The sequence below is a fragment of the Flavobacterium sp. genome, assembly GCF_027484945.1.
In the GTDB taxonomy this organism is placed as follows: domain Bacteria; phylum Bacteroidota; class Bacteroidia; order Flavobacteriales; family Flavobacteriaceae; genus Flavobacterium.
The window spans coordinates 51170-62509 of the sequence record NZ_JAIXRZ010000025.1; the positions used below are offsets into that span (position 1 = coordinate 51170).

At 38.9% G+C, this 11340-nt stretch carries 13 protein-coding genes; 6 read left to right on the top strand and 7 right to left on the bottom strand.

Features of this window, described 5'->3' with window-relative positions; all coding sequences use genetic code 11:
- Window positions 1–1341, bottom strand: coding sequence for a dihydroorotase (locus tag Q0039_RS03890; RefSeq protein ID WP_297509352.1), 1341 nt, complete (start codon window positions 1339–1341; stop codon window positions 1–3).
- A 1-nt stretch (window position 1342) separates the two neighbouring features.
- The gene (locus Q0039_RS03895) at window positions 1343–2065 is read right to left on the bottom strand and encodes a polyprenol monophosphomannose synthase (RefSeq protein ID WP_297509354.1); all 723 of its coding nucleotides are present in this window, start codon (window positions 2063–2065) and stop codon (window positions 1343–1345) included.
- 99 nt (window positions 2066–2164) lie between these two features.
- On the opposite strand from Q0039_RS03895, the gene Q0039_RS03900 reads away from it, so the two are divergent.
- Together Q0039_RS03900 and Q0039_RS03905 are read left to right on the top strand one after the other, a co-directional pair.
- Window positions 2165–2830 (top strand): DUF4271 domain-containing protein, encoded by a 666-nt coding sequence (locus Q0039_RS03900; RefSeq protein WP_297509383.1) that lies wholly within the window; start codon window positions 2165–2167, stop codon window positions 2828–2830.
- Window positions 2831–2838: 8 nt separating this feature from the next.
- The gene (locus tag Q0039_RS03905; protein ID WP_297509356.1) at window positions 2839–3597 is read left to right on the top strand and encodes a uroporphyrinogen-III synthase; all 759 of its coding nucleotides are present in this window, start codon (window positions 2839–2841) and stop codon (window positions 3595–3597) included.
- Between the two features lie 142 nt (window positions 3598–3739).
- On the opposite strand, the gene pckA is transcribed toward Q0039_RS03905, so the two are convergent.
- Together pckA and Q0039_RS03915 are read right to left on the bottom strand one after the other, a co-directional pair.
- Entirely contained in the window at window positions 3740–5365 is a 1626-nt protein-coding gene (pckA, locus tag Q0039_RS03910) for a phosphoenolpyruvate carboxykinase (ATP) (protein WP_297509358.1), read from the bottom strand.
- Between the two features lie 81 nt (window positions 5366–5446).
- Window positions 5447–5833, bottom strand: a complete 387-nt coding sequence (locus Q0039_RS03915; protein WP_297509360.1) for a DUF423 domain-containing protein — start codon at window positions 5831–5833, stop codon at window positions 5447–5449.
- Window positions 5834–5952: 119 nt separating this feature from the next.
- Between Q0039_RS03915 and Q0039_RS03920 the strand changes: the two genes are divergently transcribed.
- From Q0039_RS03920 to Q0039_RS03935, 4 genes are all read left to right on the top strand, one after another.
- A complete protein-coding gene (locus Q0039_RS03920) occupies window positions 5953–6714 on the top strand; it encodes a DUF3108 domain-containing protein (protein WP_297509363.1) in 762 nt (253 codons plus the stop codon).
- Between the two features lies 1 nt (window position 6715).
- Complete coding sequence (locus tag Q0039_RS03925; protein ID WP_297509366.1) at window positions 6716–7042, top strand: hypothetical protein; 327 nt, start codon at window positions 6716–6718, stop codon at window positions 7040–7042.
- A gap of 77 nt (window positions 7043–7119) precedes the next feature.
- Window positions 7120–8493: a saccharopine dehydrogenase C-terminal domain-containing protein gene (locus tag Q0039_RS03930; protein ID WP_297509369.1), complete on the top strand. Its 1374-nt coding sequence runs from the start codon at window positions 7120–7122 to the stop codon at window positions 8491–8493.
- A gap of 19 nt (window positions 8494–8512) precedes the next feature.
- Window positions 8513–8797, top strand: coding sequence for a hypothetical protein (locus tag Q0039_RS03935; protein WP_297509372.1), 285 nt, complete (start codon window positions 8513–8515; stop codon window positions 8795–8797).
- Window positions 8798–8947: 150 nt separating this feature from the next.
- Here Q0039_RS03935 and Q0039_RS03940 read toward each other — a convergent pair whose 3' ends face one another.
- The 3 genes from Q0039_RS03940 to Q0039_RS03950 form a co-directional block, all read right to left on the bottom strand.
- The gene (locus Q0039_RS03940; protein WP_297509375.1) at window positions 8948–9637 is read right to left on the bottom strand and encodes a zinc metallopeptidase; all 690 of its coding nucleotides are present in this window, start codon (window positions 9635–9637) and stop codon (window positions 8948–8950) included.
- Window positions 9638–9703: 66 nt separating this feature from the next.
- Window positions 9704–10375, bottom strand: coding sequence for a hypothetical protein (locus Q0039_RS03945; protein ID WP_297509378.1), 672 nt, complete (start codon window positions 10373–10375; stop codon window positions 9704–9706).
- Window positions 10376–10643: 268 nt separating this feature from the next.
- On the bottom strand, window positions 10644–11340 hold a 697-nt coding region (locus Q0039_RS03950; protein WP_297509381.1), incomplete at its 5' end, for a class I tRNA ligase family protein.

Below are 11340 nucleotides of genomic sequence, written 5' to 3' on the forward strand. Positions count from 1 at the left end.
CTATTCGTTTCGATTAAACAATAACCGTTGGCCCGCGCGCAGCTCATGAACTTTTCCATTTTCATAAACTAAAATACCATTGACAAGGGTATGGGTGATTTGAGAATGAAATTCTGTTCCTTCCAATGGCGACCATCCGCATTTATATAAAATATTGGAAGCATCAACAGTCCAAGTCGAATTGCAATCAACCAAGACCAAATCGGCATGATACCCTTCTCTTATAAACCCCCGTTTCTCAATCTGAAATAATTGCGCTGGGTTATGCGCCATTTTTTGGACTACCTTTTCTAATGAAATTCTGCCTTCGCGAACAGCCTCCAACATGACCACTAAAGAATGTTGCACTAATGGTCCTCCTGATGGGGCTTTTGTATACACCTGTTCTTTTTCAGCTAAGGTGTGGGGCGCGTGATCGGTAGCAATTACATCGATTGTATCATCCAGAACTGCTTTCCAAAGCGCTTCGCGATCAGCGGCGGTCTTTACCGCTGGATTCCATTTAATAAAGTTCCTTTTTGAAGCATAGTCTTCATCTGTAAACCACAAATGGTGGATACAAACTTCGGCTGTAATTTTCTTTTCCGCTAGTGGGATCGAATTATCAAATAAAGCCAACTCCTTTGCCGTTGAAATATGAAAGACATGCAAACGTGCACCCGTTTTTTTGGCTAAAGCTACCGTTTTTGAGGAAGACAAATAGCAGGCTTCTTCACTTCGAATAACCGGATGGTAGGCAACCGGAATGTCATCACCGAATTGAGATTTATAGTGGGCCAAATTATTTTTTACTGTAGTTTCATCTTCACAATGTACCGCAATTAATAAGGGAGTATGCGTGAAAATCGATTCAATAGCTGCCGAACTATCCACAAGCATATCTCCGGTTGACGAGCCTAAAAATAATTTCAACCCTGCTACATCTCTGGGATTTGTTTTTAGAATTTCCTCCAAATTATCATTCGTACCGCCCATCATAAAAGAATAATTGGCAAACGAACGACCTGCCGCATTTTGGTATTTTTGAGCTAATAGTTCTTGAGTAACCGCATGGGGAACCGTATTGGGCTGATCGATATACGATGTTACTCCACCGGCTACTGCAGCTCTACTTTCTGATTCTATATCGCCTTTGTGAGTAAGACCTGGATCTCGAAAATGCACCTGATCATCAATAACTCCAGGCAACAAATAATTGCCTTTTGCATCGATAATTTGCGCGCCATCAACGATTAAATTGGTTCCTATTTGGGCAATAAATCCATCCTTAACCAGGACATCGCCTTCAGTAATCAAACCTTCATTTACAATTTTGGCCTGTTTAATGAGAATCGTATTCATTTTATAATCGGTTGAATAATTTTTTAATTCGAAGGGAGAGTACTCCAAAAACCGCTTCTTTAATAATAGAACCACTCATTTTTGATTGTCCTTTGGTCCGGTCGGTAAAAATAACAGGGACCTCCTCCAATTTAAAGTGTTTAGCCCATGCGCGGTATTTCATTTCAATCTGAAAAGCATATCCTACAAATTTAAGCGCATCTAAGTTAATCGCCTCCAAAACAGAACGACGGTAACACACATAACCTGCTGTTGTGTCCATGATTTTCATTCCGGTAATCAAGCGAACATAGACCGAGGCAAAATACGAAAGCAAAACGCGACTTAACGGCCAATTGACCACATTAACCCCCGTAACATAACGAGAACCAATAGTCAAATCGGCACCTTTTAAAATGGCATCGTGCAAACGGATCAAATCATTGGGATTATGAGAAAAATCGGCATCCATTTCAAAAATATAGTCGTAATGCTGTTGTAATGCCCACTTAAACCCATGCACATAAGCCGTACCTAATCCCGCTTTTTTAGTGCGAACTTCTAAAAATAACCGCCCCGCATATTCCTGCTGTAATTCACGAACTTTATCTGCGGTTTTATCAGGTGAGTTATCATCTACAATAAGTAAGTGAAAAGGTTTTTCTAATGAAAAAACTGCTCGAATAATCGGTTCGATATTCTCTATTTCATTATACGTCGGAATGATGACAATACCGCAATTCATGAGGAAAATACATTTTTGCAAAAATAGTCAAAATTAAATGCGTTCTTCCTAATAATTTCATAATACAGTAGGAAATAAAAATTAGTATTTTTGCAGAAGATGTTACTAATTGAATTCAATCCGAGAATCATAGAAAGTAAAGATTGGGCCACCATCATTTTTGTTGTGGCACTCACTTTACTAGTGATTGCACGCACGGTTTTTGAAACGCGTTTTAACGATTATATCCGACTACTGGTTTCTGATAAATACACAAAAATTTACCGCGATAGTTCCCATTTATGGAGCGGATTCAACATTTTAGTATTTCTCGTAAACCTTGTTGCATTATCATTTTTTATTCAAATGCTACTAGCTCATTTCCAACACGGATCTAAAAACGATTGGATGTTGTTTACGCGAATCTTTACCGGACTCATGGTATTTATTCTTTCTAAATTTCTAATTGAAAAAATAATCGCGGTAACTTTTGGTATTGAAGAACTTATCGATGAGTTTAATTTACAAAAAGTTAACTTTAGAACCTACATTGGAGTCCTATTATTCCCTATTTCAGCACTAATGTATTATAGCAATTATGCAACAAATTTGCTTATTATTGTGATTATTTCTATTTTATTGCTGATAAACTTGCTAACTTATTTAATTTCCTTGAGTAATCATCAAAATTTAGTAATTTCCAAGTTGTTTTATTTTATTTTGTATCTTTGCGCACTCGAAATAACGCCCTATTATTTCATCTATTATTTGATTACAAAAAATTAGAGTAAACGATGTCTAGTTTAAAAGTGAGAACCATTTTGGTGTCCCAACCCGAACCAAAAGTAGAAAATTCACCGTATCACGATTTGATGCATAAGCATAAATTGAAGGTTGATTTTCGCCCTTTTATTCACGTGGAAGGAGTAAGTGCAAAAGATGTCAGAGCTCAAAAAATCGATCTTAACAACTTTACTGCAATTATTCTAACGAGCAAAAATGCAATCGACCATTTTTTTAGAGTGGCGGAAGAAATGCGGTATAAAGTCCCTGAAGATTTGCGCTACTTTTGTCAATCGGAAGCTATTGCCTTTTACCTTCAAAAATATGTGGTTTACCGCAAAAGAAAAATTTATGTAGGTCAAAAAGATTTTGCTGATATGGCCTCATTGTTCAAAAAATTCAAAGAAGAGAAGTTCTTACTTCCTTCTTCAGATCAATTGAATGCCGACATCCCGCAAACGCTAAACAATTTGAAATTGCAATGGACAGCCGGAACGTTTTACAAAACGGTGATGAGTGACTTATCTGATTTAGCCGATGTATATTACGATATTCTGGCTTTTTTCAGTCCGACCGGAATTAAATCCTTGTTCAAAAATTTCCCCGATTTCAAGCAAAACAATACCCGTATTGCTGTTTTTGGAAGTACAACCCAAAAAGAAGCTATGGAACACGGGTTGCGCATTGACATTTTAGCGCCTACACCCGAAACACCTTCCATGACAATGGCCTTGGAAAAATATGTTACAGAGGCTAATAAAGGAAAATAAGCGGTGAACCGTGATTTACAATTTGCAATCTAAAATTAATAGTAGTATAGCCTGAACTTAATGTTCGGGCTTTTTCATATAAAAAAGCCCGACATTGCTGTCGGACTCCTGGATTGGGTTAGTTATTATAATTTGGTTTGTTTTATAATTGCGGACCGGCATTTACAAGGCGTTGCCCCTCTTCATTGTCGGTATACTGTACAAAGTTTTTAATAAATCGCCCGGCCAAATCTGTAGCTTTCGCTTCCCAGTCGGCTGCATTTTCGTACGTAGCTCGTGGATCTAAAATTGCAGGATTTACATTGGGTAATGCCGTTGGCACTGTAAAATTAAACACTGGGATTGATTTGGTAGCGGCATGTTCAATCGAACCGTCTAAAATCGCATCAATAATCGCACGTGTGTCTTTAATAGAAATACGTTTCCCAGTACCGTTCCAACCGGTATTCACCATATAGGCTGTTGCGTTGTGTGCTTCCATTTTTTTCACCAACTCTTCACCATATTTGGTAGGATGTAACGTTAAAAACGCCTTTCCAAAACAGGCCGAAAATGTTGGTTCTGGTTGCGTTACACCGCGTTCAGTTCCTGCTAATTTTGCGGTAAATCCTGATAAGAAATAGTATTTGGTTTGTTCGGGTGTCAATTTTGATACTGGAGGCATTACACCAAATGCATCAGCAGTTAAAAAGATTACTTTGGTTGCATGTCCAGCTTTTGAAACCGGCTTTACAATATTATGGATATGATAAATCGGATAGGACACCCGCGTGTTTTGGGTTACAGAACCATCTGAAAAATCAATTTTCCCAGCTGCATCTAAGGTTACATTTTCCAATAAAGCATCACGCTTGATTGCCGCATAAATATCCGGTTCATTTTCTTTACTCAAATCGATTGTTTTTGCATAACAACCACCTTCAAAATTAAACACACCGTCGTTATCCCAACCGTGTTCGTCATCACCAATCAATTCGCGTTTAGGATCAGTAGACAAGGTAGTTTTTCCAGTTCCAGACAAACCAAAGAAAACGGCAACATCACCATCTTTTCCTTTATTGGCAGAACAATGCATTGAGGCCATTCCTTGTAAAGGCAAATAGTAGTTCATCATTGCAAACATTCCCTTTTTCATTTCACCACCATACCAAGTACCGCCAATCAATTGCATTTTCTCGGTTAAATTAAAGGCGATATAAACCTCTGAATTTAAGCCGTGGGCTGCATAATCTTTAAACGATGTTTTGGAACCATTCATAACAATAAAATCGGGTTCTCCGAATTGCTCCAATTCTGCATCCGTAGGGCGAATAAACATGTTTTTTACAAAATGCGCTTGCCAAGCAACTTCCATAATAAAGCGCACTTTTAATCGGGTATTTTCATTAGCGCCGCAAAAAGCATCAACTACAAAAAGTCGCTTACCCGATAATTGACGTACTGTTGTTTCTTTCAACGCATTCCAAGTGGTCGTAGAAATCGGCTTATTATCATTGGCCGCTTTATCAGAATTCCACCAAATGGTGTTTTCGGTTACACTATCTTTTACAATATATTTATCTTTTGGGGAACGCCCGGTAAATTCACCAGTCATTACGTTGACGGCACCCAACTCCGATAATTGTCCTTTTTCATAGCCCGACAGTTCCGAATTCAACGCTTCATTATACAACTGCTCATAAGAAGGATTGTAAACGATTTCCGCTACATTTGTTATTCCGTACTTTTCTAACGAAATCGTTTTCGTAAATGGGGTATGGTTATCCATAGAATATTCGTTTGTTGTGTTTATTAAAATTTGATACAAAGGTAAAAATTAATTATTACATCGTTGTAGTTGGCCCAAATTTTATGCTTTTTTCTTTAAAAAATGAACCATTAAAATGCCCCACGCTCCAATTAACAAACTCCCGCCTACAGGAGTAAGTGGCCCAACAAACTTTGCCTCCATACCACTTAAACTCTTGGTAGCCAGAAGGTAAATCGAACCCGAAAACAAAACCACACCAATCAGGACCAATCGATAAACCCATATTTTCAATTGGAAAGAAATTGAGGTATTACTTCCTAAAAACAAAAGCAACAACGCATGATACATTTGGTATTTCACTCCTGTTTCAAAGGTTGCTAAAGCCTCGGTATCGAGTACTTCTTTTAACGCATGGGCTCCAAAAGCGCCTAATAGAATTGCAGTCATACCAAGAAAACCAGCAGTAGATAGTATTTTTTTATCCATAATATCAACAATAATTCACAAATTTATCGGTTATTAACTGGAATTCCCAAGTCATTTTGATATTTCTTTCTCGGGAATCGTGTTTTTTAAATTTTTATATTTGCAATCAAATTTTAGTCATGAAAAAGATTTTTATTTTTCTAGGCATTGTCCTTATTCTTTGTTCCTTTAATCGAGGTAGTAGTAAACCCATCCCAGCTGGTGAAAAATTGGTATACGCGGGTTCTTACAACATGAGTGGATTGATGACCCATTTGGCTCAAGTTACCATGAGTACAGAAAATGTTAGTACTTCCAAAAATCAATATTTGCATTTAAGTTGTGAATTAACCACCTTTAGCAAATGGGATAAATTTTTTAAAATCCGTGACTTGTATGAAACCTATGTTACTCCAGGCTCTTTAAAACCCAATTTATACAAAAGGAGTATTGATGAAGGCGGGTATACTAAAAAAGAAAAGTATGTTTTCAAAGGCACTTCGGTTACAAGTACCGCCAAAAAACGCAACAAACCCGAAACGGTGCGTACATTTACTATTGGGGCAAATACGGTTGATGCCATAACGCTTTTATACAAAGTACGGCAGTTGGATTTATCACAAATGAAAACGGGACAAACCAAAGCATTTACAATTGTATTTGACGAAAAACAAATTCCGGTTTCATTAAAATACATGGGGAAAGAAACGATTTCCGCCGGAAATTTGGGTTCGAAATCCTGTCATAAATTATCAATAGGCGCTAAAACAGATGCGCTTCGCGGAAAAGACAAGAATTTGATTTGGCTTACCGCCGATGAATATCAAGTTCCGGCTTTGATGAAATTTAGCATTCCGGTTGGAACGGGAGAATTAAAATTGACTTCAGCATCGGGATTGTAAGATGAGAACGACCTTTTTATTTTTAGCCTATCTATTTTCGGTATTAAGCGTGGTTTTCTCGGTATTACCCCTTGACACCTTAGCTTTTGTGGTGCTCATCCCTGCATTAGTATTTATTGTACTTGCGTTTTTAAAATCGGCACCCGATCAACGCAAATGGCCTAAACGTTTGTTTATAGTAGTTTATGTGTGTATACTGGGTGTTTTAGGTAAAACCTTCCTAGTAGAAGATGAAGTCGCTACAGATCAAGCGTTTGAACAACAAAAAGTAGAAGCAAAACAAGAAGCAAAACAAGAACTGGAACAATTAGAGAACGACTTAGAATAAGGAAAGTCGGGTATTTGATTCGGTTTTTTGGGTTATCCGTGGGGCTTTTTATACATTTGTCCCAACAAACCAACCAAATGAGAAATGTATTAATCATTGGAGCGGGGCGATCGGCCTCCTCATTAATCCACTACTTGTTGGAGAAATCTAACGAGCAACAGCTCCACATTACGATTGGCGATTTGTCGTTGGAATTGGCGCAACGTAAAACAGCTCAACATCCGAATGCAACGGCAATTCAATTAGATATTCACAATACCGCGCAACGACAATCCGTAATAGCCAAAGCCGATATTGTTATTTCAATGCTTCCGGCTCATATGCACATTGAAATTGCGAAAGATTGTATCCAATTTAAAAAACATATGGTCACCGCATCCTATATTTCGGATGCCATGCAAGCCTTGGATGCTGAGGCCAAAGCCAACCACTTAATTTTCATGAATGAAATTGGGCTCGACCCCGGCATTGATCACATGAGTGCGATGAAAGTGATTGATGAAATTCGAGATAAAGGCGGTAAAATGCTCTTGTTTGAATCATTTTGTGGGGGGTTAGTAGCACCTGAATCAGACAATAATCTTTGGAATTATAAATTTACTTGGGCGCCACGCAACGTGGTTTTGGCGGGACAAGGTGGAGCCGCTAAATTTATTCAAGAAGGCAAATACAAATACATTCCCTATAACCGATTGTTTCGTAGAACTGAATTTTTGCATGTCGAAGGATATGGAAAATTTGAGGCCTATGCCAACCGCGATTCTTTGAAATACCGCAGCGTGTATGGCTTGGATGACGTGTTAACATTGTATCGAGGAACTATTCGCCGTGTGGGGTATTCAAGAGCATGGAATGTTTTTGTGCAATTGGGCATGACCGATGACAGCTATTATATGGAAAACTCAGAAAATATGAGTTACCGCGATTATGTGAATTCCTTTCTTCCCTATCACCCCACCGATTCTGTTGAAATTAAAATGCGTTTACAATTAGGCATTGAGCAAGATGATGTAATTTGGGATAAGCTGCTCGAATTGGATTTGTTTAATGGGAAAAAGAAAATCGGACTTCCAAATGCGACTCCGGCGCAAATCCTCGAGCATATTTTAAATGAAAAATGGGCCCTTGCTCCAGAGGACAAAGATATGATTGTCATGTATCATAAGTTTGGGTACTCCTTAAATGGAAAAGAAGTGCAAATCGATTCCAAGATGGTATGTATTGGCGATGACCAAACCTACACGGCGATGGCAAAAACAGTAGGTTTACCCGTAGCGATGGCCACTTTACAAATTTTGAACGGTAAAATTACGACCCCAGGTGTTCAATTGCCCATTCGTAAAGAAGTATATGAACCGATACTTGCCGAATTGGAAGACTACGGAGTTATTTTTAAAGAGACTACACTCCCCTATTTGGGCTATAATCCCGATAAAATTGCAGTGGAATAGGATTTAAATTGGATTGGAAATGCTATCAAAATTGACAAAAGAAAATTTTGCCCTCGGGTTTTATATCGTTTATTTCTTAACCGCTGGAATTTGTTTTGAAGTTTTTCCAGGAGACCAAGACAACCCCAACATGGGAATTGCACTAATGTATTTATTTATCCCCATTAGTTTGGTTTATTTTATGGCACATTTGGTTAAGCAATTATTTGGCAAAGGAAATTATGCCAAATGCATTCTCATTCATGGTGTAGCTTGGGGTGCATTATTTATTCTACTTATCACATTTTCTGTTTCGCAAAAATAAAAAGCCCCAATCTGTTGATCTAAAAAAACTGCAAGTTATACTAGCAAAAAAACTGCAAAATTCAAATCATCAAATTAACGCCCCTTCCTACTGGCAGTCCAACCAATTGACTCACCTGCATGCCGGCATGCCGGTTGACACTTTAGCTCATCACTCCCGATCGCGATTGCCCATAAAAATAGACACATAGTACAATAAGGTGGCAATCGATCCAATTGCGGCAACCACATAGGTTCGAGCAGCCCATTTCAAAGCATCGGCTGCACCGGCATATTCGGCTTGATTAACCTTATTTTGATTGCGCAACCAAGCTAAGGCTCGGTTACTCGCATCGTACTCTACGGGGAGGGTAATAATCGAAAATAAAGTCGTTGTAGCAAACAAAACAATCCCAATAAACAACAATGAAGGAAAAATTTTAATCAGTAAAATTCCAGCGAGCAAAACCCATTGAATGATATTGGAAGCAAACGAAACAATCGGCACCAACTGCGAACGCAGGGTTAACCAGTGGTATCCTTTGGCATGTTGCACCGCGTGTCCACACTCATGAGCGGCTACGGCAGCCGCAGCGGCATTGCGTTGATGGTAGACCCCTTCACTCAAATTTACGGTTTTATCAAGCGGATTGTAGTGATCGGTTAACATGCCTGGAGTAGAAATAACCCTTACATCCGTAATCCCGTGGTCGTGGAGCATTTGTTCGGCAATTTCTTTACCGCTTAGCCCATTTTGCAAATATAATTTGGAGTAATGGGCAAACTTATTTTTAAGAGTAGCACCCACTAACCAACTGGCGCCCATGATTAAAAGGGCTAAAATCAAATAACCTGATCCCATTTTTTAGAATTTTAAGCTAATTATTACAAATTCAAGACCAAAACTACAAACGCTGACAAAGTGGCATTAAAGGAAGGAAATACCAAACACCAATCGGTTGTTCCCATTTTCTTTGATGTTATTGGTTATACTTGCAAATTCTGAGCGGTATTTTCCTGAAGTTAATCCAAATTCATAGCCAACATTGAGTCGGATTTTGATATACGATTTTTTTAATAAATAAAGCATTACAGAGGGCCCGGCATACAACATGCGGTTTTCTAAATTAACATGCGCACTATTGAGGTTGGACGTTAAATTATTTAAATCGGTGCTATTGGTATTGCTAAACAAATCGTACCGATTGGATTGGTAGGCCAAAGCTAATCCGGTTGCCAAAGTAACTTTAGGTTGGTTAATAAGGTTATAATGAAACCGGAAGCGTCCGTTGAAACCTAAATATTTTAGGGTATTATTGCCTTTTTCATTCTCCAAAAAGGAGGTCCCAAACTCCAAATCACCAGAATACTTTTCGCCCAGCACATTCAACCCAAAGGTCAACTCAGGAGTTACTTCGCGCATTTCGGGTAAATTTGCATTGCGTAGTTTTTGATTCAAATTCAAAGATTGATTGGCATTAAATGAAGTACCCACATAAAAATCGGCAACCACTTTTTTGGTAACCGAATCGGTGGCAACTTTTTGCGCCCCCATTACGAAAGGGGTTAAAATAGCTAAAATTGAAACTAATGATTTCATTGCTTTAGTGTTTTGACCAAAAATAAATGCTTGCGCTTAATTTCCCTTGACCTTTAACTTTTTGTTGCAAATAAATTAACTTTTTTAGTCAGGCTAAAGCTGTACAATCTTTGAATAGATAGTCATTAGACGTTAGTCGTTAGGCTTTAGTAGCAGGAAGGGATTCGCGCAGGAGCTGTACTAGAACACCCATCTTCAAACCTGCCTGCCGGCAGGCAGGTCTTCAAATTGTCAAATCATCAAATTCTCAAATTCTCAAATCATCAAACTACCCTACCAAATTAATAATCTTCCCCGGTACAATAATCACTTTATTGGGCGTGCGGCCTTGCAATTGCTGTTGGGTGCGTTCGTCGGCCATAACGATGGCTTCGATTTGAGCGGCTGTTAGGTCTAGCGGCAATTTGATGGTAAAGCGCATTTTCCCATTGAACGAAACGGGGTATTCTTTCTCGCTTTCTACCAAATATTTAGCTTCAAACGCTGGGAAAGCTGCCGTAGCAATCGAACCTTCATGGCCCAACTGACTCCAAAGTTCTTCGGCAATATGTGGGGCATAGGGCGAAATCAAAACCGCTAAGGGTTCGAGAATCGCTCGGTGACGGCATTTGTGTTGGGCCAATTCATTCACACAAATCATAAACTGCGACACCGAAGTGTTGAAGGAGAAGTGCTCAATATCTTCAGTCACTTTCTTGATCGTTTTATGTAAAGTTTTGTACATCTCCGCAGTGGGTTCGTCATTAATTACGACCAACCCGTTATCATCAAAATACAAACGCCACAATTTCTTCAAGAAACCGTACACCCCAGTAATACCGGCCGTATTCCAAGGTTTGGCTTGTTCGAGCGGACCCAAGAACATTTCATACAAACGCAAGGTATCGGCACCGTATTCGTTGCAAATGTCGTCGGGGTTGACCACATTGTACTTGGACTTGGACATTTTTTCGACTTCGCGGCCC

Excerpts from the sequence above, each read along its gene's own strand:
- pckA (WP_297509358.1), bottom strand. The coding sequence starts at position 5,365 with ATGGATAACCATACCCCATTTACGAAAACGATTTCGTTAGAAAAGTAC.
- Q0039_RS03915 (WP_297509360.1), bottom strand. The coding sequence starts at position 5,833 with ATGGATAAAAAAATACTATCTACTGCTGGTTTTCTTGGTATGACTGCA.
- Q0039_RS03925 (WP_297509366.1), top strand. The coding sequence starts at position 6,716 with ATGAGAACGACCTTTTTATTTTTAGCCTATCTATTTTCGGTATTAAGC.
- Q0039_RS03905 (WP_297509356.1), top strand. The coding sequence starts at position 2,839 with ATGTCTAGTTTAAAAGTGAGAACCATTTTGGTGTCCCAACCCGAACCA.
- Q0039_RS03900 (WP_297509383.1), top strand. The coding sequence starts at position 2,165 with ATGTTACTAATTGAATTCAATCCGAGAATCATAGAAAGTAAAGATTGG.
- Q0039_RS03930 (WP_297509369.1), top strand. The coding sequence starts at position 7,120 with ATGAGAAATGTATTAATCATTGGAGCGGGGCGATCGGCCTCCTCATTA.
- Q0039_RS03935 (WP_297509372.1), top strand. The coding sequence starts at position 8,513 with ATGCTATCAAAATTGACAAAAGAAAATTTTGCCCTCGGGTTTTATATC.
- Q0039_RS03920 (WP_297509363.1), top strand. The coding sequence starts at position 5,953 with ATGAAAAAGATTTTTATTTTTCTAGGCATTGTCCTTATTCTTTGTTCC.
- Q0039_RS03895 (WP_297509354.1), bottom strand. The coding sequence starts at position 2,065 with ATGAATTGCGGTATTGTCATCATTCCGACGTATAATGAAATAGAGAAT.
- Q0039_RS03890 (WP_297509352.1), bottom strand. The coding sequence starts at position 1,341 with ATGAATACGATTCTCATTAAACAGGCCAAAATTGTAAATGAAGGTTTG.
- Q0039_RS03945 (WP_297509378.1), bottom strand. The coding sequence starts at position 10,375 with ATGAAATCATTAGTTTCAATTTTAGCTATTTTAACCCCTTTCGTAATG.
- Q0039_RS03940 (WP_297509375.1), bottom strand. The coding sequence starts at position 9,637 with ATGGGATCAGGTTATTTGATTTTAGCCCTTTTAATCATGGGCGCCAGT.